This is a genomic window from Burkholderia torrens, assembly GCF_984668525.1.
Genome location: NZ_OZ480212.1, coordinates 2,885,485 through 2,907,080, shown reverse-complemented (window position 1 = coordinate 2,907,080; position 21,596 = coordinate 2,885,485). Strand labels below are relative to the sequence as shown.

Sequence of the window (21,596 nt, the reverse complement as noted above, 5' to 3'; positions counted from 1 at the left end):
CGTCGTGGGTGCGGAGCGCCCGATGATCCACTACATCGTTCCGCTCGCGATCTTCTATTTCGGCGTCGCACTGTGCGCAACTTATGGCGGCACGAGCCGGGCGGTACTGCTGGCGGCCGCGTTGCCGATGATCGCGCTCGTCGTGTTGCGCGGGCATGCCGGTACCGACACCGCCGCGTATTACGCCGCGTTTTCCGGGCTGGACACGGGGAGCGGCTACGGATCGGAGCCGCTCTTCCACGCGCTGACCACGCTGCTCTGGTCCATCTGGCCCGACCCGCGCTTCGTCGTCAACGGCATCTCGCTGCTGATCGCTTTGACCCTGATGTGGGCGCTCGGCGGCGCGCGATACGGCGCGTGGTTCGGCGGGCTGCTGATCGTACCCGGCATGTTCTACGAGCTGTCGATGAACGTGATGCGGTTCGGGCTCGCGGCGTCGCTGTTCCTGCTGGCGACGCGCGTGCCGGCGCACGAGCGGCCGTGGCGCTACCTCGCCTTCACGGTGCTCGGAACCGGCATGCATTACTCGTCGATCCTGCTCTTCGTCCTGTTTCCCGCCGCGACGCGCCGTGGGCAGGGTCCGGCACTCGCGTTCGGCGTGCTGTGCGCGTGCGTGGCGGCCGTCGCGATGCCGGTCTATCTCGGCGACAAGACCGATCTGTATTCGGGCATGGCCGCGCCGAATGCGTCGTCGGGCTTGCTGTTCGTGCTGTTGCAGACAGCCATGCTCGTCACGTTGTGGCGCTTCCGCGCCGACTTCTCGGTGCCGCGCACCGGCTTCTGGCTGCTTGCCGTGCTGGAGGCGGCGTTCTATGGCCTCACGCGGGTCAGCTATGCCGGCATCCGCTTCCAGCTGCTGCTCACGTTCCTGATGGCCGTGGTGATGCTGCGCCAGTACCGGCCCGCGAGCGGCCGCATGTCGCATGCCCTTGCCGTGTGCCTTTTCCTCATCGGCCTCGTCGCGCTGGCGGGGCGGTTCAACAACATGCTCGACGAGGCCGGTCGCGGCGCCTCTCCGTTCCTGCCGTATCGCGCGCTGCCCGCGCTCGATGCGATCTATCGATAAACAGAAAACCAGACCATGAAAGCTTCTCCCCGAAAAATCGTACACATGACGGAGGCGCTCGGCGGTGGCGTGCTCCACTGCGTCGCGCTGCTCGCGAATGCGCAGGCCGCGGCCGGTGATCAGGTGATCGTCGTGCATTCGATTCGGCCGGATACGCCGTCGCCGGACGTGCTTGACACGTGGTTCGATGCCCGCGTCGAACGTCGCGTGCTGCCGATGTCGACCTCGATCGGGCCGCGCGACGTGCTCGCGCTGTTCCGGGTCGCCGTCTGCTTGCTGCGCCTGCGCGCCGACGTGATCCATCTTCATTCGTCGAAGGCCGGCGCGCTCGGCCGAATGGCTGCGCGCCTGCTCGGCTGCGCCAAGCGAACCCTGTACTCGCCGCACGGCTTCGCGTTCCTGCGCCGCGACATTTCGCGGCGGCGGGCGCAAGTGCTGATCGGCATCGAACGGGTTCTGCACGCGATCGGCGGCCCGCTGGTCGCCTGTTCGCGCAGCGAGGCGCACTATGCGGCGATGCTGCTGTCGCGCAAGCGCGTGTTCGTGGTCGACAATGCAATCGACCTGAGCCGCTTCGTCGAGACCGGCGACGCGCCGGCGCGCGCGGCCGCGGTGGTCTGCACGTCCGGCCGCGTCGTTTATCAGAAGGCGCCCTGGCGGTTCGCGCGGCTCGCACAGTCGCTTGCCGGCCGCTGCGACGTGCGCTGCGTATGGCTTGGCGACGGTGCGCCCGATCAGGTTCGCGCGTGGCTTGCCGATACGCCCGTCGAGCAGTCCGGCTGGATCGGCCCGGATGCGATGCGCGATGCGCTGGCGCGCAGCGACGTCTACGTGTTGCCGTCGCTGTGGGAAGGCATGCCGATCGCGCTGATCGAAGCGCAGGCCATGGGGTTGCCGGCCGTGGCGAGCCGCATCGTCGGCAATCGCGACATCGTCGAGCACGGCGTGACCGGTTTTCTCGTCAACGACGATGACGAATTGCGGCATTACACGGAGCGGCTGCTGCACGATGCGGCGCTGCGGCGACGCATGGGTGATGCGGCCCGTGAACGCGCGTTCGCCCGATTCGGCGCCGTGCGCTTCGTGCGGGAGTTCGATGCGCTGTACGAGGCCGCACACGGGCGCCGCGTGCCACGCGTGCCCGTGCGCCGCGGATGGCGGGAGGAGACGCCATGAGCGAGTCGACCGACATCACGCATCGGGACGTGTGCGCCCGGCCGACGAGGCGACGCGCGGTGCGCATCGCGTTCTTCGGCTTTTACGGCCGCCACAATTTCGGCGACGACCTGTTCGGCTACGTGCTGCAGCGGCTGGCCCGGCGCGCGGGCAATGTACGCCCCATGCTCGTCGGCGCGCCGGTTCGGCCCGAACTGAGCGCGGCATGGCGATGGAAGCCGTTCTCGCGCAGCTTCGGGTGCAGTGGCAGGATCGGCACGATCGCGCGTTTTGCGACCTACTGCGCGGCGCTGGTGCGGGCTGACGTCGCCGCATTCGGTGGCGGCTCACTGTTCGGCGCCCATGCATCGCTGGCATTCGCGCGCCTGATCGTCTTCGGCGGCGCGCTGATGCGCAAGCCGGTCGCCGCACTCGGCGTTTCCGTGGGCCCGTTCGACGACGGCGGGCGCCGCATGCAATTCCTCGCCCTGACGGCGCGGCTCGGCGCGCTCGCGGTGCGCGACGCAGCCTCGCTGGAGGAACTGAACGGCGCCTTCGTGCGGCGGCCCGCCGAGCGGCTTGGCGATCTCGCATTCGCATTGCCGGCGCTTTATCGGCCCGCGCGCGCCGACGGGGCGCGCACGCTGGTTGTCGCGGTGCATTTGATGGGCTATGTCGAGCATGCGGCGGCCATTCTGCGCGACGCGGATCGAAGCGGCCGTTTCGACCGTGTTCGCTTCGTTGCGCTGGACGATGCCAGCGCGCGGGTGGCTGACGCGATACGCAGTCGCCATTCGTCGCGGACAATGGAAATCGATGATGTTCGCTACGGCGATTCGGTCGAGTCGATCGTCGACGTGCTGGCGTCGGCATCGTGCGTCGTGACGTCGAAGCTGCATGGGGCGATCACGGCGCATGCGTACGGCGTGCCGGTGCTGCTGTTCTGCTATCAGCGCAAATGCGCCGATTTTCTCGACGATCGCGGATTGCCCGGGCCGCGCGACCCGATGCCGGCCCCGAGCGATTGCGTGGCGGCGATCGGTGCGCTGAAGGACGTACCGCGCGACGCTGTCGAAGAAGCGTGCTACCTGCGCGCGGAACGGTATCGCCGTGGATTCACCGATTTCATCCGCACCGTTGCCGGATTGCGCGACTGACGATGCTTGAAGCCATGCGGGGGCGGCGGCGCGATGCGCGCCGGTATGGCCCGCCTCGCGCATGCGGCCGCCTCGTCACCCCTCCCCAAAAATCCCGCTATACGCACTCAACGCCGGCACTCCGCCGAGATGCGCATACAGTACCTTCGACCCCGCTTCGAAATCCCAGCACCGTCCCTTGTCGATCACCCCGTGCACCGATTGCCGTTCGTGAACGGGATCGGCCAGCACGCCTTGCACGAACCGTTCTGGCGCATTGGCGCGTCGAAACAGCATGCGCCGGGTGCTGGGCACGGCCGCTGGAGAAGACTGGTGCCAGGCTCACGCGAACCATGCCGCACGGATCCTGACGATCGTGCGACGCATCTGCCCGAACCAGCTCAAAGCGGATAAGCCTGCCACGGCCGGTATCAAGAATGGATGCCGCGAGACCGGCTCCCGTGATTCCTGCCGTGCAGCCGTTCTCCGCGTGCGGCATGTCGTGCGAGTGCCGCGGCCGAGGTCATGCGCGGCACTGTCCAACAGCGATGAAGCACGAGTGCGCGGACGGCGTGCCTGACGATAGGTACATGCAATTGCTTGACATCGATCGACTCGTTAGGTAGCGGACGTGGTCTGGTTGAGAAATAGGACAAAACACGTGAAGATCTCAATATATTTAGTACGTGTCCTATTATGAATGACTTTTTACGATGGCAGTATACGGAATCGCGTTGATTTGGTCCGAAAAACTCTGGAGAAGGGTGCGGCGAGTCCGAGTGTCATTTGGATCAGTATCGTATTGCGTTAATACTATATTTGACGGTTTATGACGATTGTGTGGTTATTCGTCATCAGTCGTTTTTTGTTTTTTGAAATGGCAGGGTAAAACCCGTCGTCGATCTGGCAATCGATCCGTGTCGACGCGACCGCGCGGTGTAAATGCGGCCACGATTACGAGGTGTGCTGGTCGACGGTGATTCCTGCGGACGACCGGTTCGATTCGAGGCAGCTGGAACGCATCGTATGGTTGCAGCAGGGCGTCAGCGACGGATCGCCGCCCTTTGCGCTGTTGTTGAACGACGGGAAATGCCGGGTCGACGTGCGTGGTGCGCCGGGTACGCCGAGTCTGACAATTGCGCTCGGCGAACCGGGGGCAGGCGATCCGATAGGTGCTGCGATCTCGGCCCGACGTTCGCGGTGGCGACGCGCTGACGGATGTCTTTCGAAACGGCAAACGCGTCGCGTCCGTCATGGGCGTATCGAACACGTTTTCGCACGACCGTTACGCCCGCTTCAGGCGCGGTCTCTACAAATGGTGGCGGAAGACACGCCCCTCCGATGTAACCCGATGGCCGATATACCACGGCGACATCGAGATAAAGACACTGCACGGTTCAGTCCCGTGACAGGTATTGAACCGGCCGGTGGATAGGCACGGCTGCAATACCGAAAGGCGCCGCCGTGTCTCTCCCGGGCCGTCGTGATGCTCGATCTCGGTTGGCGCAACTTTTCAGGGCGGCCCGATGCGATCAAACTCGAACGTGATTGCCGTACTCGCCCTATATTTTTGAGGTGGATCGAGATAGGTCTGATTTTGCATCATGGTCGTGATTAACAAAATTAATGCTTTGCTTATCCATAATTTTTGACGTCAAAGAGAAAATAAGTGAATTTCATTTATTTCAAAAACTTCTACGGAGCGAGGATGTGTCGTATCCGGTTGCTGGTGAAGAGCTTTTTTTGGGGGGTGGCCTGTCTGCTGGCTCCGCAAACGAACGCGCTGGCGTGTGAGTTGGGCGTATTTTCGTCAAGCACTTCGGTGAAGGTTCCGGCGAACATCACGGCCTCGCGAGACGCATACGTACCGGGGACACTGGTTGGTCCGAACGCGTTGACATCGGAGAAGACGAGCGTGATTTATAACGATTGCAAAGCGGAGATGACCATTACGGCAACCGCATTGGGGACACCGGTTCCGGGTGTCACGTATCGTGTGGATGGGCAAACTCATCCTGTTTATGAAACGGGTGTTCCCGGTGTCGGCTTTGCCGTCATGGCAGGCGTTCAGCAACAAAGCACGGGCGGATGGACGGTGCTCGGACCCGGGGAAATCGAGGTTGCCAAGGTCCCCGCGAGCAATTACAAGTGGTATACCGTTTTTCGCGTCGCGCTTGTATTTTCGGGTCAGATAGTGACAGGCTCACATACGTCGAAGCCGCGTCCGATGTTCAGATTCAGAATCTCCGGCTCGAACGGATATTCCGACACCCGCACCATTTCGCTCGACCCTTTTACGCTAAATGTAACGGCGAGCGGCTGTTCGCTGACGTCGGCCGCGACCAGCAACATTTCGCTGTCGCGAGTTTATGCCGGCAAGTTGGCTGCGGTCGGCGACGTCTCGGACGTGGTGGGCACGACATCGTTGCAGGTCAGTTGTCGGGGCACGGTCGACGTCTATGTGACGATGACCGACGTCGCGAATCCGGTCAATACCACGGATGTCCTGAGCTTGTCGCCCGGCTCGACGGCGCGCGGTGTCGGTCTCCGGCTTTACCGGGCGAACGACGCGAGCAAGATTTCGTTCGGCCCGGATTCGAGCGCGAAAGGCAACACCAATCAATGGTTCGTGGGCAGGGGCAGGGACAACGCGCTGTCCATCCCGCTGGCTGTGCGGTACGTCAGAACCGGGCTTCTTACGGCGGGGACGGTGAACGCGGCCACGACGTTCACCTTTTCCTATCAATAGCGCCGCCGGTCGGATTGCGAAGCGCGCGCCGGTCGGTCGACGTAGCGGCGCTGCATCAACCCTCGCGGAAGGTGTCGCTATACGCACTCAACGCCGGCACCCCGCCGAGATGCGCATACAGCACCTTCGACCCCGGCTCGAATTCCCCGAGCCGCACCTTGTCGATCATTCCGTGCATCGACTTCCCTTCGTAGACGGGATCGGTCAGCATCCCTTCCAGCCGCGCGCACAGTCGAATCGCTTCGAGCGTGCCGTCGCTCGGCAGCCCATATTCGGGCCCGCCATATCGCGTATCCAGCACGACGTCCTGTTCGACGATATCGCGGCCGAGGCCGACCAGCTCGGCCGTATGCCGCGCAATCCGCGTGATCTGTTCGCGCGTCTGCTCGGGCTTCGCCGATGCATCGATGCCGATCACGCGATCTGCGCGCCCGTCGGCCGCGAAGCCGACGACCATCCCCGCCTGCGTGCTGCCCGTCACCGAGCAGACGACGACGTAATCGAACTTGAACCCGAGTGCCGCTTCCTGCGCACGCACTTCTTCCGCGAAGCCGACGAACCCGAGCCCGCCGAGCGGATGCTCGGAACAGCCGGCCGGAATCGGATACGGCTTGCCGCCGGCCTGTCGCACGCTCTCCATCGCCTCTTCCCAGCTGCGGCGAATGCCGATGTCGAAGCCGTCCGGCACGAGCCGCACGTCGGCGCCCATCATCCGCGATAGCTGGATGTTGCCGACCCGGTCGTACACCGGATCTTCATAGTTGACCCAGTGCTCCTGCACGAGCACGCACTTCATCCCGAGATGCGCGGCGACGGCCGCGACCTGGCGCGTTTGGTTCGACTGCACGCCGCCGATCGACACGAGCGTGTCCGCACCCTGCGCGAGCGCATCGGGGACGAGGTATTCGAGCTTGCGCGTCTTGTTGCCGCCGAATGCGAGGCCGCTGTTGCAGTCCTCGCGCTTCGCATACAGCTCGACCTTGCCGCCGAGATGCGCGCTCAAGCGCTTGAGCGGCTGGATGGGCGTCGGGCCGAACGTCAGCGGATAACGGGGGAAGCGTTGCAGGTTCATCGGCGGGCTCCGGAAGCAATGGACTGGGCGGGACATCGGATCGATCGGGCGGGCCGGCAGGCCGTGCCCCGATGAGAAAAATGATAGGCAGAAGCTCGGGAAATGAGCTTGCGAAATAAATTGCCGTGACCTACGTTATCGACGATAAGTGTGAGAGATAAACAATTTTGGTTCGCTGAAATGGAGATTGACGCAATGAAATTAGATCGCAGCAGCGCAACGGCGGCCGACGCCGCACCGGCGCTCGATCGCATCGACCGCGCGATCCTGCGGCAGCTGCAGCAGGACGCGTCGATCTCGAACGTGAGCCTCGCGGCGAAGGTGAAGCTGAGCGCGCCGGCCTGCCTGCGGCGTGTCGAGCGGCTGAAGGAAATGGGGCTGATCCGCGGCATCGTCGCGTTGCTCGATCCGAAGCCGCTCGGTGCCGGGATGCTGGTGGTGATCGGCTTCGTGCTCGATCGCTCGACGCCGGAAGCGTTCGCCGCGTTCGAGAAGGCGGCGCAGAAGGTGTCGGGATGCGTCGAGTGCCACGTCGTGACCGGCGAATTCGACTACTTCATGCTGGTGCGCACGCGCGACAACGACAGCTTCAACCGGCTGCACGCCGAGCAGCTGCTTTACCTGCCGGGCGTACGGCAGGTGCGCTCGTTCATGGTGCTCAAGGAGATCCTGTCGACGCATGCGCTGCCGCTGTAGCGCGACGAAAAGGCCGATTTCGCGTGGGTGTTCCGCGCGGAACAATTCGCGATTGCACCGTTCAGACGTCATTTCGCGTCCTTGACTATCATGCGCCCATGCGGGGCAGATGCCGCATGTCGCGACAACCCAACTGTGAGGGCATCATGGCAAGACAGACGATGGCGGAATATCTCGCGAAAACGCTCGCGGCAGCAGGCGTCGAGCGCATCTGGGGCGTGACGGGCGACAGCCTGAACGGCCTGTCGTTCAGCCTGAGCCAGATCGGCTCGATCCGCTGGATGCATACGCGGCACGAGGAGAGCGCTGCGTTCGCGGCCGGCGCCGATGCGGCGTCGACCGGTCGGCTCGCGGTGTGCGCGGGCAGTTGCGGCCCCGGCAACCTGCACCTGATCAACGGGCTGTACGACTGCCACCGCAATCACCAGCCGGTGCTCGCGATCGCCGCGCACATCCCGTCGACCGAGATCGGCCTCGGCTACTTCCAGGAAACTCATCCGCAGGAACTGTTCCGCGAGTGCAGCCACTTCGCCGAACTCGTGACGAACGCGTCGCAATTTCCGCGCGTGCTCGCTCGCGCGATGCGCACCGCGATCGAGGAGCGCGGCGTCGCGGTGATCGTGCTGCCGGGCGACATCGCGCTCGGCGACGGCCCGGAAGAAGCGCCGGCATGGAGCGATTCCGCGCCGCCGTCGATCCTGCCGGCCGATGCCGATCTCGACCGGCTCGCGGCGCTGCTCAACGCGTCCGACGCGGTCACGCTGCTGTGCGGCAGCGGCACGCAGGGCGCGCACGACGAAGTGGTCGCGCTGGCCGACGCGCTCGGCGCACCGGTCGTGCATGCGCTGCGCGGCAAGCAGTTCGTCGAATGGGACAATCCGTTCGACGTCGGGATGACGGGGCTGATCGGTTTCAGCTCGGGCTATCACGCGATGGAATCGTGCGACACGCTGCTGATGCTCGGCACGGATTTCCCGTATCGGCCGTTCTATCCGACGAACGCCAAGGTCGCGCAGATCGACTGGAAGGGCTCGCAGCTCGGCCATCGCGCGCCGCTTGCGCTCGGTCTCGTCGGCACGGTGAAGGAAACGATCGCGGCGCTGCTGCCGCGCCTGACGCGCAAGACGCAGCGGCGCTTCCTCGAGAACGCGCTGAAGCACTACGCGGCCGCGCGCAAGGGGCTCGACGATCTCGCGGTGGCCGAGCCGCCGGGCCGCGCGATCCATCCGCAATACCTGACGAAGATCGTCGACGAAGTCGCGGCCGACGACGCGATCTTCACGGCAGACGTCGGCACGCCGACGCTGTGGGCCGCGCGCTACCTGACGATGAACGGCAAGCGGCAACTGCACGGCTCGTTCAATCACGGGTCGATGGCGAACGCGATGCCGCAGGCGCTCGGCGCGCAAGGCGCGCATCCGGGGCGGCAGGTCGTATCGCTGTCCGGCGACGGCGGGCTGTCGATGCTGCTCGGCGATCTGCTGAGCGCGCGTCAGCTCAACCTGCCGATCAAGATCGTCGTGTACAACAACAGCCTGCTGGGCTTCGTGTCGATGGAACTGAAGGCGGCCGGCTATCTCGATACGAACGTCGACCTGAGCCCGACCGATTTCGCGGCAATCGCGAAGGGGGCCGGCATCTTCAGCGTACGCGTCGAGCATTCGGAGAACGTCGAGGAAGCGCTGCGCATGGCGTTCGCGCATGACGGGCCGGCCGTCGTCGACGTCGTCACGTCGAAGTACGAACTCGCGATGCCGCCGAAGATCGAACTCGCGCACGCGAAGGGCTTCAGCCTGTTCATGCTGCGCGCGATCCTCAGCGGGCGCGGCGATGAAATCGTCGAGCTCGCGAGAACCAACCTGCGGTGAGGAGGGACGGGGGCGCGTCGGGGCCGCGCTGGCCCGGTGTCTGTCGGTTGATCGGGCACGAATTGATCAGTCAAATCAGGGTCAATCTTCACGTCGCCTTAAGTTTGCGTTTCCTAGAATCGATTTGATCGTCGCGCTTCCTGCGGCGGACCGATTCGTCCAGGAGGATGCGCATGCCCAAGCCCCGTGTCGCCGTAGCCCTGTTCCACGAAGCCGCCGGCACGTCGAAGCCGGCGGCGCAACTGCTCAAGGTCTGCCCATGATGTGGCCGAACGCATGGCGGGTCTCGGCACTGTTCGTGCGCGAGTGGGTCGGCCGTCCGGCTGCGGTGGGTGCGTTGTGCCCGAGTTCGCGGCATCTGGCGCGCGAGATGGCCGATGCGGTGCCGGACGGCGACGGGCTGGTCGTCGAGCTCGGCGGCGGCACCGGCGCGATCACCGCGGCGTTGCTCGAACGCGGCGTCGCGCCACGGCGCCTCGTCGTGGTCGAACGCTCGCCGGCGTTCGTGCAGCATCTGCGACGGCGCTTTCCCGGCATCTCGATCGTCTCGGGCGACGCGCGGCAGCTCGAGCGGCTGCTGCCGCCCGATGCGCGCGTCGATGCGATCGTGTCGTGCCTGCCGCTGCGCACGCTGCCGCGCGAGGCCGTGGCGGCGATCGTCGATCAATGCCATCGCGTGCTGTCGGCCGACGGCGTGATGATCCAGTTCACGTACGACCTGCGGCCGCCCGGCCGCCATCCGCTCGGCGATTCGGCATTTGTTGCCGGTGGCAGCCGGATCGTCTGGGCAAATATTCCGCCTGCGCGCATCGTGACCGTGCGCAGCGCTGCCGCCGAACACGCCGGGTGACGCCGCCGCGCGCAGGGCGCACCGATGCAGCGCCCTGCCAAATGCTTTCATCAGTCGTACGAATCCTTCGAATCTCCATTCGCGAGATCTTCTCCGACGAGTCTCACGAGGACTCGTGCCTCCTGGCAGCGGCACTGCACGTCAATCTACCGGGCGGGGACCTAGCGTCGCGCGTAGCCCGCCGGACATGAGTCTGCCGACGGCCGCTACACGCGCGCGTCGTCCGCCACGCGTATCGCGGGCCGCGTCGCGACGCGCTTGAAGAAGCGATCGAGCGGCGTCGCATAGCCGCGCGCGATGGCGGCGCTCAATCCGGCCGACAGCACCAGATACGCGACGAGCAACGCCAGCTTGCCGTCGCCGTGCATGCTCGAAGGCGGCCAGAACGTACGCAGCGCGCCGAGCACGATCAGGTGGAACAGATACAGCTCGTAGCTGAGCCGGCCGCTCCAGCGCAGCGGCGCGAGCACGCGGCCGTGCGCGGGCGTGCGTTCCGCATGCGCGCCGATCAGCAGCACGGCCGTGCCGAGCGCCATCGCGGTGACGCCGAGTACGTGGCTTTCGGCGATCGGCCATGCGAGATAAAGCACGACCATCAACGTTGCCGTAAGCCATTGCACGGGCGCTGCCGCAAGCCTCTGCCAACGTGCGCGTTCGGCCAGCAACGCGGTGCAGCAGCCGATCGCGATCCCGTCGAACGACGCGAAGTACGCATAGAGGAACCCGCCTTCGTCGCCGGTGTGCGTGAAGCGGTACACGGGCCCGATCGCGGCGATGAGCACCCAGAACGCGGCCAGCCGCGCGTCGCGGCGCAATGCGATGCATAGCAGCGGAAACGACAGGTAGAACACCTCTTCAACCGACAGCGACCACAGCACGCCGAGCGCGTAGTTGACCCACCCGTACGTGCCGATCAGCACGTTCATCCAGAACGTCAGCGATGCGAGATTCACGAGCCAGAACGACACGGCGATGCCCTCCGGCGCATGGTTCTGGAAGATCGGCACGCCGGCCGCCGCGAGGCCGTTGACGAGCGCGAGCAGCAGGAGCAGGCACGGGACGATGCGCGCGACACGCGACACGTAGAACGCACGCACGTCGACCGCGCCGAGGCTGCCCCAGCGGCGGCGCGCATTCGACGTGATCAGGTAGCCGGAGATCACGAAGAACATCGTCACGCCGTAGTTGCCGTTGCGCGCGATCGCATGCACGGTATCCCAGCCGAATACGCGTGCGAGCGACGTGTCGCGCAGCGAGTAGGGGATGTTGAAGTGATGCAGCAGGACGAGCACGATCGACACGCCGCGCAGCAGGTCGATCCGCGCGTTGCGCGGGCCGGTGCTCATTGCGGCCTGCCCGTTTCGGCGAGGGCCGGCAGCGTCGCCAGGAACGTATCGCGTGCGCGCAGGCCGGCGTTCGGCGTCTGCCGCTCGTCGTCCTGGATCAGGTACGCGAACGCGACCTTGCGCGGCCCCTTGGCCGCCCAGCCGACGAACCAGCCGTACGCGTGCGACGCATCGTACTTGCGCCCCGGCGACCCGGTACCCGTCTTGCCATGCACGATCCAGCCGCCGGGCTGCGTGTCGATCAGCGTGATGCGCTCGGTCATGTCGTACGCGTGCGCGCTGACGGGCAGTGTCCGGTTCGCGACCTTGCGCATGAAGTCGACCTGTTCGAGCGGCGAGATGCGCAGCGACGCGTTGACCCACGCGCCCATCACGCCGTTCAGTTCGCCCGTTGGACTGGTCGCGTCTTCGTTGCCGTAGCCGAACGCGCTCGTGTACTGCTGGAAGCGTGCCTGTCCGAGCGCCTGCGCGACCTGCTCCGAATACCAGAAGATCGACAGTTTCATCCAGCGTGCCGGGTCGGTCGGTTCGCGCCACGGCGCACCGCCCCAGTCGGGGTAGCCGGTGTGGAAGTCGAGCGTGGGTGCGTGCTCGTCCTTCAGCACGCCGGCGTCGAAGCCCATCAGGCTGATCGCGACCTTGAACGTCGATGCCGGCGTCACGCGGGTCGCGCAATCGCCTTGCTGTACGAGCACCCGGCCGGTGGCGGCGTCGGCGACGACGGTGCAGACGGGATGGGCGTGGGAGGACGCAGCGGCCGCGAGGCCGGCGGCGACGGCGAACAGCGCGCGGCGCGAGTGCTTCAAGTGACACTCCTTCGGAGATGGGCGGCAAGCGCGCGGTGCGGGCCGATAGCGGTAGGCCGCGCGCAATGAAGGCGGCGGCCGGCATCGAGGATCGTGGGGATGGCGGCCGTCGCGGAAGCGCACAGTGTATCGACGGATGGTCGTTCGTTGACCTGTCACGGTTGACGGGACAAGCGCACCTTTTCCACCGATGCCGGCGACATCGGCCGGTCGCGCGTTGCGACGACCCATGAAAAAACCCGCCGGCAGGCTTGCGCTTGCGGGCGGGCAAAGACACCTCGGGCAGACCCGCGCGGGTGTCGCGTGAAGAACGGAGAACCGGGTTACATCAGAACTTGTGGCGCAGCGCGACGCGCACGGCCACCTGGTTCGACGTCGACGACGGCGCGTCGGTACCGGGGATGAACGCGTTGTCGAGGATCGAGTTCGTCTTGTCGCCGGCGATGTGCTGGTACGCGGCCTGCACGTACACGTCGGTGCGCTTCGACAGGTTGTAGTCGGCCATCAGCCCGACCGAGTGGATCTTCGGCTTCGCGTCGCCGGTCGACGCGTCGTACTTCTCGAGCGACAGCACATACTGCGCGCCGACCATGAACGCCGGCGTGATCTGGTACGAGCCGTTCACTTCGAAGTTCTGGTACTTGATCGCGCTGACCGTCGCCCCCGGCGCGATGATCGCGCCCGGCGTGCCGAGATAGCCGTTGCCGGTCGGGTTCTTGTAGTTCGAATTCGTGTACGCGAAGCCGACCGTCGCGGGCCCGAACGTGTAGTTGATGCCCGCGCCGAACACGCGCATGCGCTCGGCGATGTAGCTCGCGTCGTTCGCGGTGATCGCGCCGGCCGAGCCGTTGCCCGGACGGTTCGCCTGCAGGTAGGCCGCGCCGATCAGGAGCCCGTTGTTCTGGTACTGCGCGCCGAAGCTGTACGCGCGGTTGTCCGAGAAGTTCGTGCTGTTGCTGAAGCTGTACGCACCGCCGAACTGGAAGCCGCCGAAGTTCGGACTCGCGTACTTCACCGTGTTGTCGAGGCGGAACGAGTTGTCGGTGTTGTCGTTGTCGAACGGGTGCGCGAGCAGGTAGCCGCCCCAGTTGCCGTTGGCGGTGGTCGGCGCGAGATAGTCGACGACGGAGTCGTACTGGCGGCCGAACGTCAGCGTGCCGTACTGCGTCTGGCTCAGGCCGACGTAGGCCTGGCGGCCGAACATGCGGCCGCCCTGGTTGAGGCGGCCGGTGTTCACGTCGAAGCCGTTTTCGAGCTGGAAGATCGCCTTCATGCCGCCGCCGAGATCCTCGCTGCCCTTCAGGCCCCAGCGGCTGCCCTGCGCGTAGCCGCTGGCCATCTCGTAGACGTGGCCGGTGCCGACGTTGTTCGTGTAGTTCAGGCCTTCGTCGATCACGCCGTACAGCGTGACGCTGCTCTGCGCGAACACGGGGGCCGCGAAGGTTGCCGTTACGGCGAGCGCCGTCAGGGTCTTTTTCATTGATGAGATCTCCGGGATATCCAGCTTGTATCGGTTGTCGTGAGCGCGTCCGGCGAGGCGCGCCCCGTCATCCGGGGCGGTCCGGCGCAGCGCGTGCGGCGCGGCAACCGGCGGCGTCGGGCCGTGTCTCCTCCGATGACACCGCGCATTCTTCCGAAGCCAAAACGGATCCGGAAGCGAGTAATTTCGATGGATGGGATCGGGTTCGCCAATGGAGGCGCGACGGGCCGTTTCGACTGTCGAAACGGCGGCCGCGGCACCGCCGTTCAACACGGGCCCGGCAACGGCGGAACGCGGTCGCGAGGCCGCTCGCGCCAGACCGTATCCAGCTGCGTGAATCCCCCCGGGAAGCCCGTCCGGCGGGCCTGACAGCGCATCCAAAGATCGATTGGCGCCGCCGATCGCAATGATCGGAATTACTCGTTTCCCTAAACAAATTGACCGCTCAAACATGCAGGCTGATCGGACGTGGATGCGTTCACGATTCGCCGGTCGCCGCGCATGCCGCGACGCACAAACAACAGATTCGATTCGGAGACGACCCACCATGCAGATTCGACGACTGAAAACGGTCCTTCTCGCCGCCGCGGCGATCCTGTCCGCGCCGGCGGCCCACGCGGCCGCCGGCGCGTGCGCCGACGGCAAGACGGTCCACTTCGCGGGCATCACGTGGGAAAGCGGGTCGTTCGCGACCGAAGTGCTGCGGCAGATCATGGAGAAGGGCTACGGCTGCAAGACCGACGTCGTGCCGGGCAGCACGGCCGCGACCGAAACGGCGCTCGCGCGCAACGACCTGCAGATCTGGGCCGAGCAGTGGACGGGCCGCAGCGAGATCACCGAGAAGGCCGTCTCGTCGGGCGCCGTGAAGCTGATCGGCGACACGCTGCCGGGCGGCACGACCGAAGGCTGGTTCGTGCCCGACTACGTGGTGAAGGGCGATCCGGCGCGCAACATCAAGCCGGTCGCGCCGGGGCTCGCGTCGATCGACGACCTGCCGAAGTACAAGCAGGTGTTCGCCGACGAGGAGGAACCGGACAAGGGCCGCTTCCTGAACTGCCCGACGGGCTGGGATTGCGAACGCGTGAACACGCGCCTGCTGCGCGTGCTGAAGCTCGACCAGTCGTACACGAATTTCCATCCGGGCACGGGGGCGGCGCTGGATGCGGCGATCGTGTCCGCGTACCAGCGCGGCGCGCCGATCGTGTTCTATTACTGGGGCCCGGCCGCGCTGATGGCGAAATACAAGTTCACGGCGCTGAAGATGCCGGCCTACAAGGAAGCATGCTGGAAGACGTTGCGCGACGAGAGCAGCACGCACCAGTGCGCGTCGTCGTACATGGTGTCGCGGCTGACGGTCGGCGTGTCGAAGCCGTTCGCCGATGCGAACCCCGATCTCGTCGGCGTATTCGGCAAGGTGCGCTTTCCGATGAACTTCCTGAACCAGACGATCCTCGAGATGACGACGAAGAAGATCGACGGCGCGGCGATGGCCACGCAGTTCCTGAAGACCCGCCCGGACATGTGGAAGCAGTGGGTGCCGGCCGACGTTGCGCAGAAGATCGCCGGCAGCCTGAAGGGCGCGTAACCTGCGCGCGGCGGCGGGCCCGCGCCCGCCGCCGCCGTCACGCGCCTTCGCGGCGCGACGGAGAATCATCATGAACGGCTTCTTCCTGCACCTGTCGATCGCCGACTGGGTCAACGGCGCGCTCGAGACTTTCGTCGCGCAATACGGCGACGGCTTCCATCACTTCAGCATCCTGGTACTGCGCTACCTGCTCGTGCCGCTCGAAGGCGTGCTGCGCGTGGCGCCGCCGTGGCTCGTGCTGCTGGTCGTCGGCGCGATCGCGTGGAATGCGACGCGCCGCATCGGTCTCGGCGCCCTCTTCATGCTGCTGCTCTACGCGATCGGCTGCTTCGGCCTGTGGGACAAGCTGATGCAGACCCTTGCGCTGATGCTCGTCGCGACGGTGCTGTCGGTCGCGATCGGCGTGCCGGTCGGTATTCTGGCGTCGCGCAGCGCGTGGTTGCGGCGGATGCTGCTGCCGGTGCTCGACGTGATGCAGACGCTGCCGAGCTTCGTGTACCTGATCCCGGTGCTGATGCTGTTCGGCCTCGGCAAGGTGCCCGCGATCCTCGCGACGATCATCTACGCATTGCCGCCGCTGATTCGCCTGACCGATCTCGGCATCCGCCAGGTCGATCCGGACGTGACGGAAGCCGCGCGCGCGTTCGGCACGACGCGCTGGCAGTTGCTCGTCAACGTGCAACTACCGCTCGCGCGGGCGAGCATCATGGCCGGCATCAACCAGACGACGATGATGGCGCTGTCGATGGTCGTGATCGCGTCGATGATCGGCTCGCGCGGGCTCGGCGAGGACGTGCTCGCCGGCATCCAGACGCTCGACGTCGGCAAGGGCACGCAGGCCGGCCTTGCGATCGTGATCCTCGCGATCGTGATCGACCGGATCAGCCAGGGCTTCGGCCAGGAACGGCGCGCGCGGCGACGGCTCGCGCAGCAGCGCCGGCAGAAGGGTGCGTCGCGCGTGCCGTACCGGCTGCCGCGCAAGGCGTCGCCGGCGGGCGTCGATTCGAATCAGGCGACGCAATCGTCGCGCGCATAGGAACGGAGGCAGACATGGCGACCATCGACGTCAAACACGTGTACAAGCTGTTCGGGCCGCAGGCCGCGCATGCGCGCGTGCTCGACCTGCTGCGGTCCGGCAGGCGCAAGGCCGAGGTGCTGGCCGAAACGGGCTGCAGCGTCGGGCTCAACGACGTGAGCCTCGGCATCGAGTCGGGCGAAATCTTCGTGATCATGGGGCTGTCGGGTTCCGGGAAATCGACGCTCGTGCGGCACTTCAACCGGCTGATCGAGCCGACGGCCGGCGAGATCGTGATCGACGGCAGCGACGTGATCAAGCTCGACGCGCACGGGCTGCGCGAACTGCGCCGCTTCAAGGTCAGCATGGTGTTCCAGAACTTCGGGCTGTTGCCGCACCAGACCGTGCTCGACAACGCCGCGTATGCGCTGCGCACGCGCGGCGAGAAGCGGCATGATGCGGCCGACGCGGCGCGCAACTGGCTGACGAAGGTCGGGCTCGACGGCTACGGCGATCATTACCCGGACGAACTGTCGGGCGGGATGCGCCAGCGCGTCGGGCTGGCGCGCGCGCTCGCGGCCGACACCGACGTGCTGCTGATGGACGAGGCGTTTTCGGCGCTCGATCCGCTGATCCGCACCGAGATGCAGGATCAACTGCTCGAACTGCAGGCGACGCTCGCGAAGACGATCGTGTTCATCACGCACGATCTCGACGAGGCATTGCGCATCGGCGACCGGATCGCGATCCTGCGCGACGGCACGCTGGTGCAGGTCGGCACGCCGGACGACATTCTGTCGCGGCCGGCGGACGAGTACGTGCGGCGGTTCGTGGAGAAGCGCACGAGCGTGAACTGAGCCGGCGCGAGAACGGCGCAACGCAGCGCGGGGCGCCGTTTCGAGCGGACGGGAGCCGAAGAAAGAGCGTCCTATCACATTCGAAACATTTCCGAATGGCGCTTTATCCGGGTTTTTAACGCCTTGGCGGAATGAATTCGCACGCGTCCCTGCCGCCGCGCGGGTTTGCGATCGAGATCGAATATCCTGCGCGGCAGGCATACCCGGATGCGCCCCGGCGGCAGTCTCAAAAATGAAACATGGCGCACGTGCCGTGCCCGCTCCGGCTTGATCGGCAAGCACATGAATGCAAAGGGGAAAAGCAGTCGCGCACCACGGATGCCGCGGTACCGTGCCGATCGGCACGTTTCAAAGTTGAATCATGAATGGCGTGCCGGAGTCGGGCGAGGCAGGCCATGTCGCGTGAAAAATCCAACGGTCTCTTTGTATTCGGGCCGCTTGAAGGAGTGGCATCGCCGATGCGTGGTGTCGTCCGGATTGGTGCGGTCGGCCAAGCCGTTCCTCGTTACTTCAGGAGGATTTCATGCGTAAAACTTTATTGGCGTCCGCTGCGCTTCTCGCCTTGGGATGCAGTGGCTACGCGATGGCGAATCCATGCAGCAGCAATGCCAGTTCGACCTGCAGCCAGAAAGCGGATGACGGATCGAACACGCTCAGCAATTCGGTCAGCTCGAGCCAGACCAGCACCACCGGGTCCAATGCAAATGAAGTCTCGCCTGGCGCGAGTGTCTATCAGGATTCGTACAACAGTACCAAGATCGTCGCGATCAGCAAACTCGACGGGTACGTGAGCAATGTCCAGGTCTGGGGCATTGGCAACAGCGCGACCAATTCGGGCAGCGCGGCCGGCGGAAGCGGTGGCAAGGGCGGCAACGGCTACGGCTACGGCGGCGCGGGTGGTAACGGCGGCGGCGGCGGCGCAGGTGGCGCCGGCGGGAAAGGCGGCAGCGCGCATAACGGCAGCGCCACGGCAGGCAACGCCAGCAATGGCAGCGCGACGGCCGGCACCGGCAACGGCGGCGGCGGCGGCACCGGCGGTTCGCCCGACGCCAGCGGCGGGACTGGCGGCAATGCCACGGCGAGCGGCGGCTATGGCTCCGGCAAGGGCGGCGGCGCCATCGCGGCTTCGGTCGGCGTAGGCGGCTCCGGCACGGGCGCCGGCACAGGCTGGGGCGGTGGCACCGGCACGGCCGGTGCCGGTTCCGCGTGGGCCAAGAATCATGGCAGCGGAAGCGCGTCGGCATCGGCCGGCAGCGGCACCGGCACGGGTACGGGCACCGGCAGCGGCTCGGGTAGCGGCATGGGCGGCGCAGGGTCGGCGGGTACGTCGACGGCTTCGGGCGGATCGGGCTCGGGTACCGGCGGCTCGGGTGCGGCGGCGGGCGGCAACGGCGGCGCGGCGGCAGCTACGGCCGGCAACGGCGGAGCCGGCGGCGCGGGCGCGGGCGGCGGTGCGACGAACGGTGGCGCGACGACGACGGCCAGCAACGGCAGCGCCACCGCGGGTAGCGGCGCGGTGGGCGCGATGGGCGGCGCGGGCGGCGCAGGCGGCACCGGCAGCGGCGGCGTCGGTAACGGCGCGGTCGGCGGCGCGGGTGGCGCAGGCGGAGCCAATGCGGTCAATGCGGGGACATTCAACATGTCCAACGCAATGGCGAGCGTTGGCCAGACCGCGGCGGGCATCATGGTCGCCAACCAGAACAGCGGCATGGCGTCGCTCGTTCAGCAGGCTGTGACCGTGCAGGCGAACCTGTCGGTAGGACGTTAGAACGGCCGGTGGGTCCCGGCGGGCCGGATGCATCGACGTGGGCGCAGGCGCTTTCGCGGCTCGCGTTCGATCGCAGATGGACTGACGTGCCGGCAAGGGCGGGACGGCCGAATGGCCGTCTCGCTCTCGTTGGCGCCGGCCGGGCCGATTTCCGTCGATCGACGGTCACGCGGATTCCGCTCCCCGTGCGCCGGGTTCGTACCGGCACGCGCAGGGACCAAGGAGACAGCCATGCGAATCCGAACGGCACTTTCGCAGGTGATATTGCCCGCAGCACTGCTGCCGGGGCTGACGGCCCATGCCACGGCTGACGAGGCGCGAACCGTTGCGGTCGAGGCAGCAGTCGGCGTTGCGCCGGGAGCCGCTCCTTCCCCACCCGCCGCACGCGCGGATCAGGCCGATCCGGCCGCGGCCGTCGCACCCCAGGCGACAGCGACTCTCTCCGCGACTGGCGCCGCGACCGCGCAAGCGGCCAGCTTCGGCGTCGCGATGACGCCGGACCAGCTCGACGAGCATCGGGGCGGCGATGCGCTGATCGGCCAGAATTATCTGACCGGCGCGGTGGCCGATAACGTCGCGAACCGGGTGTCGACCGGCTCGAATTCGATCGCCGACGGCTCGTTCGCCAATGCGAGCGGTCTGCCGACGGTCATCCAGAATACCGGCGCGAACGTGCTGATTCAGAACGCGACGGTGCTCAACGTGCGCTTCGGGAATTGAGCGATGAGACAGGTTGCTGCCGCGTGCGCCGTGGCGCTCGCGTACGCGCTGTCCGGCCCGGTTGCATCGGCGGACGAGATGACGATCGTCGATCCGGCGGGCGCCGGTTATGCGATGCACGTCACGAGTCTCAAGGAAGCGCGGTTCAAGCGCACCGTCAAGCAGCAGTTCGATTTCAGCTGCGGGTCGGCGGCCGTCGCGACGCTGCTGACTTATCAGTACGACTATCCGATGACCGAGCAGACCGCCTTCGCCCAGATGTGGGAGAACGGCAATCAGGAGAAGATCCGCCAGCAGGGCTTCTCGCTGCTCGACATCCGGCGCTTTCTCGAAGCGCACGGCTTCGTCGCGGACGGCTTCGAGTTGCCGTTGCAGACGCTTGCCAGGACGCACACGCCGGCGATCGTGTTGATCACCGAGCACGGCTATCACCATTTCGTGGTCGTGAAGGGGCTGCGTGACGGGCGAGTGCTCGTCGGCGATCCGGCCACCGGCACGCGGCCGATGTCGCTGGCGAGTTTCGAGCAGAAGTGGGAAGACCATGTGATTTTCGTGATCCACAACCGGCCCGGGCTGGCGGTGTTCAACGACCCGCGTGACTGGCGCGTCGCGCCCGGCGCGCCACTCTACACCGGCATCGCTCGCGACGGCCTGTACAACGTCGTGATGCCGAAGCACGGCCCGAGCGACTTTTGAGGATCGTCATGAGATCCGAGACCAGGAAGATCGCCGGCATCGCCGCGCTGGTATGCGGCGCGGCGACGTCCGTGAGTGCGGCGGCGATGCAGGACGGCCTGCCGGCCGCGACCGTCGAGCCTGTCGCGCAGGCGAGCAGTCTCGTGCCGGCAGCCGCCACGAACGCGGGCGTCGATACGGCGGCTGCGGAGTCGGGGGCCGGGGGCGCGCCGATCCTGCGTGCCGGGCCGCTCGCGATGGCGGAGTGCGCGGCCGGGCCGCCGGCCTCGGAATCGGAGTCGGGCGGCGCGCAACGACGGAACTGGCCGGCAACCGGTGCGATCGCGCTCAGCGACGTACGCCTCGATGGGATGCGCGGCGGCTTCGATATGCCGAGCGGCCTGAAGATTTCGTTCGGCGTGTCGCGGGTCGCGTTCGTGAACGGCATTCTGGTCACGACGACCAGCTTCAACATCCCGGACATCAGTCATATCACCGCGCAACAGGCGCAGGCGCTGGCGGCCGCGAACGCGGGCGCACTGATCCAGGTTGGCGCCGGCAACGCCGCGCAGCCCGCCGCGCTGCCTGCGCTGACCGGCGCGGTGATCCAGAACACGTTGAGCAACCAGCAAATCCAGGCGCTGACGACGATCAACACGACCGTCAACACACTGGCGACGTTCAAGAACCTGAACGTGATGTCGACGCTGAACAATGCGCTGCTCGGCGCGTTGCCGGGACGATGAGGCTCG

General features: G+C 66.3%; 18 protein-coding genes and 1 pseudogene. 14 read left to right on the top strand and 5 right to left on the bottom strand.

What is annotated here, in order from left to right; all coding sequences use genetic code 11:
- Positions 1 to 22 precede the first annotated feature (22 nt).
- From AC5LXX_RS29330 to AC5LXX_RS29320, 3 genes are read left to right on the top strand one after another with little or no spacing between them, the layout of a single operon-like run.
- Positions 23 to 1,066 carry an EpsG family protein gene (locus tag AC5LXX_RS29330; protein ID WP_493412064.1) on the top strand — a complete coding sequence of 348 codons (1,044 nt, stop codon included), beginning with the start codon at positions 23 to 25 and terminating at the stop codon, positions 1,064 to 1,066.
- Positions 1,067 to 1,081: 15 nt separating this feature from the next.
- Positions 1,082 to 2,242 carry a glycosyltransferase gene (locus tag AC5LXX_RS29325; protein WP_493412063.1) on the top strand — a complete coding sequence of 387 codons (1,161 nt, stop codon included), beginning with the start codon at positions 1,082 to 1,084 and terminating at the stop codon, positions 2,240 to 2,242.
- Positions 2,239 to 3,378, top strand: coding sequence for a polysaccharide pyruvyl transferase family protein (locus AC5LXX_RS29320; RefSeq protein WP_493412062.1), 1,140 nt, complete (start codon positions 2,239 to 2,241; stop codon positions 3,376 to 3,378). Before AC5LXX_RS29325 ends, AC5LXX_RS29320 begins: the two co-directional genes overlap by 4 nt.
- 75 nt (positions 3,379 to 3,453) lie before the next feature.
- Here the strand turns inward: AC5LXX_RS29320 and AC5LXX_RS29315 are convergent.
- Positions 3,454 to 3,618, bottom strand: a pseudogene (locus AC5LXX_RS29315) (1-aminocyclopropane-1-carboxylate deaminase); the annotation flags it as partial.
- Between the two features lie 1,408 nt (positions 3,619 to 5,026).
- Here AC5LXX_RS29315 and AC5LXX_RS29310 point away from each other — a divergent pair.
- Positions 5,027 to 6,106: a fimbrial protein gene (locus tag AC5LXX_RS29310; protein ID WP_124456658.1), complete on the top strand. Its 1,080-nt coding sequence runs from the start codon at positions 5,027 to 5,029 to the stop codon at positions 6,104 to 6,106.
- A gap of 55 nt (positions 6,107 to 6,161) precedes the next feature.
- Here AC5LXX_RS29310 and AC5LXX_RS29305 read toward each other — a convergent pair whose 3' ends face one another.
- On the bottom strand, positions 6,162 to 7,178 hold the full coding sequence (locus AC5LXX_RS29305) for a 1-aminocyclopropane-1-carboxylate deaminase (protein WP_493412061.1): 1,017 nt from the start codon (positions 7,176 to 7,178) through the stop codon (positions 6,162 to 6,164).
- Between the two features lie 195 nt (positions 7,179 to 7,373).
- On the opposite strand from AC5LXX_RS29305, the gene AC5LXX_RS29300 reads away from it, so the two are divergent.
- From AC5LXX_RS29300 to AC5LXX_RS29290, 3 genes are all read left to right on the top strand, one after another.
- Positions 7,374 to 7,874 carry an Lrp/AsnC family transcriptional regulator gene (locus tag AC5LXX_RS29300; RefSeq protein ID WP_493412060.1) on the top strand — a complete coding sequence of 167 codons (501 nt, stop codon included), beginning with the start codon at positions 7,374 to 7,376 and terminating at the stop codon, positions 7,872 to 7,874.
- A 146-nt stretch (positions 7,875 to 8,020) separates the two neighbouring features.
- Positions 8,021 to 9,742, top strand: a complete 1,722-nt coding sequence (poxB, locus tag AC5LXX_RS29295) for a ubiquinone-dependent pyruvate dehydrogenase (protein WP_493412059.1) — start codon at positions 8,021 to 8,023, stop codon at positions 9,740 to 9,742.
- 259 nt (positions 9,743 to 10,001) lie between these two features.
- Positions 10,002 to 10,592 (top strand): class I SAM-dependent methyltransferase, encoded by a 591-nt coding sequence (locus AC5LXX_RS29290; RefSeq protein WP_493412058.1) that lies wholly within the window; start codon positions 10,002 to 10,004, stop codon positions 10,590 to 10,592.
- 206 nt (positions 10,593 to 10,798) lie between these two features.
- Here AC5LXX_RS29290 and AC5LXX_RS29285 read toward each other — a convergent pair whose 3' ends face one another.
- From AC5LXX_RS29285 to AC5LXX_RS29275, 3 genes are all read right to left on the bottom strand, one after another.
- On the bottom strand, positions 10,799 to 11,938 hold the full coding sequence (locus AC5LXX_RS29285) for an acyltransferase family protein (RefSeq protein WP_493412057.1): 1,140 nt from the start codon (positions 11,936 to 11,938) through the stop codon (positions 10,799 to 10,801).
- Entirely contained in the window at positions 11,935 to 12,744 is an 810-nt protein-coding gene (gene blaOXA, locus AC5LXX_RS29280) for an OXA-1043 family class D beta-lactamase (RefSeq protein ID WP_493412056.1), read from the bottom strand. The genes AC5LXX_RS29285 and blaOXA overlap by 4 nt, the downstream gene beginning before the upstream one ends.
- Positions 12,745 to 13,072: 328 nt before the next feature.
- Positions 13,073 to 14,224 (bottom strand): porin, encoded by a 1,152-nt coding sequence (locus AC5LXX_RS29275; RefSeq protein ID WP_493412055.1) that lies wholly within the window; start codon positions 14,222 to 14,224, stop codon positions 13,073 to 13,075.
- 547 nt (positions 14,225 to 14,771) lie between these two features.
- Here AC5LXX_RS29275 and AC5LXX_RS29270 point away from each other — a divergent pair.
- The 7 genes from AC5LXX_RS29270 to AC5LXX_RS29240 all read left to right on the top strand — a co-directional run bounded on the left by AC5LXX_RS29270 (position 14,772) and on the right by AC5LXX_RS29240 (position 21,590).
- The gene (locus tag AC5LXX_RS29270; protein ID WP_493412054.1) at positions 14,772 to 15,809 is read left to right on the top strand and encodes an ABC transporter substrate-binding protein; all 1,038 of its coding nucleotides are present in this window, start codon (positions 14,772 to 14,774) and stop codon (positions 15,807 to 15,809) included.
- A gap of 70 nt (positions 15,810 to 15,879) precedes the next feature.
- The gene (locus AC5LXX_RS29265; RefSeq protein WP_493412053.1) at positions 15,880 to 16,845 is read left to right on the top strand and encodes an ABC transporter permease; all 966 of its coding nucleotides are present in this window, start codon (positions 15,880 to 15,882) and stop codon (positions 16,843 to 16,845) included.
- 14 nt (positions 16,846 to 16,859) lie between these two features.
- Entirely contained in the window at positions 16,860 to 17,681 is an 822-nt protein-coding gene (locus AC5LXX_RS29260; RefSeq protein ID WP_493412052.1) for a quaternary amine ABC transporter ATP-binding protein, read from the top strand.
- Positions 17,682 to 18,204: 523 nt separating this feature from the next.
- The gene (locus AC5LXX_RS29255) at positions 18,205 to 19,449 is read left to right on the top strand and encodes a hypothetical protein (protein ID WP_493412051.1); all 1,245 of its coding nucleotides are present in this window, start codon (positions 18,205 to 18,207) and stop codon (positions 19,447 to 19,449) included.
- A gap of 111 nt (positions 19,450 to 19,560) precedes the next feature.
- A complete protein-coding gene (locus tag AC5LXX_RS29250) occupies positions 19,561 to 20,169 on the top strand; it encodes a hypothetical protein (RefSeq protein WP_493412050.1) in 609 nt (202 codons plus the stop codon).
- Between the two features lie 3 nt (positions 20,170 to 20,172).
- Positions 20,173 to 20,865, top strand: coding sequence for a C39 family peptidase (locus tag AC5LXX_RS29245; RefSeq protein WP_493412049.1), 693 nt, complete (start codon positions 20,173 to 20,175; stop codon positions 20,863 to 20,865).
- A gap of 8 nt (positions 20,866 to 20,873) precedes the next feature.
- Positions 20,874 to 21,590 carry a hypothetical protein gene (locus tag AC5LXX_RS29240; RefSeq protein WP_493412048.1) on the top strand — a complete coding sequence of 239 codons (717 nt, stop codon included), beginning with the start codon at positions 20,874 to 20,876 and terminating at the stop codon, positions 21,588 to 21,590.
- The last annotated feature ends 6 nt before the right edge of the window (positions 21,591 to 21,596 follow it).

What these genes read in the sequence shown, in the direction of transcription:
- AC5LXX_RS29300 (WP_493412060.1), top strand. Translation starts at nt 7,374, where the DNA reads ATGAAATTAGATCGCAGCAGCGCAACGGCGGCCGACGCCGCACCGGCG.
- AC5LXX_RS29260 (WP_493412052.1), top strand. Translation starts at nt 16,860, where the DNA reads ATGGCGACCATCGACGTCAAACACGTGTACAAGCTGTTCGGGCCGCAG.
- AC5LXX_RS29250 (WP_493412050.1), top strand. Translation starts at nt 19,561, where the DNA reads ATGGCCGTCTCGCTCTCGTTGGCGCCGGCCGGGCCGATTTCCGTCGAT.
- poxB (WP_493412059.1), top strand. Translation starts at nt 8,021, where the DNA reads ATGGCAAGACAGACGATGGCGGAATATCTCGCGAAAACGCTCGCGGCA.
- AC5LXX_RS29255 (WP_493412051.1), top strand. Translation starts at nt 18,205, where the DNA reads ATGCGTAAAACTTTATTGGCGTCCGCTGCGCTTCTCGCCTTGGGATGC.
- AC5LXX_RS29305 (WP_493412061.1), bottom strand. Translation starts at nt 7,178, where the DNA reads ATGAACCTGCAACGCTTCCCCCGTTATCCGCTGACGTTCGGCCCGACG.
- AC5LXX_RS29285 (WP_493412057.1), bottom strand. Translation starts at nt 11,938, where the DNA reads ATGAGCACCGGCCCGCGCAACGCGCGGATCGACCTGCTGCGCGGCGTG.
- AC5LXX_RS29320 (WP_493412062.1), top strand. Translation starts at nt 2,239, where the DNA reads ATGAGCGAGTCGACCGACATCACGCATCGGGACGTGTGCGCCCGGCCG.
- AC5LXX_RS29265 (WP_493412053.1), top strand. Translation starts at nt 15,880, where the DNA reads ATGAACGGCTTCTTCCTGCACCTGTCGATCGCCGACTGGGTCAACGGC.
- AC5LXX_RS29290 (WP_493412058.1), top strand. Translation starts at nt 10,002, where the DNA reads ATGATGTGGCCGAACGCATGGCGGGTCTCGGCACTGTTCGTGCGCGAG.
- AC5LXX_RS29330 (WP_493412064.1), top strand. Translation starts at nt 23, where the DNA reads ATGATCCACTACATCGTTCCGCTCGCGATCTTCTATTTCGGCGTCGCA.
- AC5LXX_RS29325 (WP_493412063.1), top strand. Translation starts at nt 1,082, where the DNA reads ATGAAAGCTTCTCCCCGAAAAATCGTACACATGACGGAGGCGCTCGGC.
- AC5LXX_RS29270 (WP_493412054.1), top strand. Translation starts at nt 14,772, where the DNA reads ATGCAGATTCGACGACTGAAAACGGTCCTTCTCGCCGCCGCGGCGATC.
- AC5LXX_RS29275 (WP_493412055.1), bottom strand. Translation starts at nt 14,224, where the DNA reads ATGAAAAAGACCCTGACGGCGCTCGCCGTAACGGCAACCTTCGCGGCC.
- AC5LXX_RS29245 (WP_493412049.1), top strand. Translation starts at nt 20,173, where the DNA reads ATGAGACAGGTTGCTGCCGCGTGCGCCGTGGCGCTCGCGTACGCGCTG.
- AC5LXX_RS29240 (WP_493412048.1), top strand. Translation starts at nt 20,874, where the DNA reads ATGAGATCCGAGACCAGGAAGATCGCCGGCATCGCCGCGCTGGTATGC.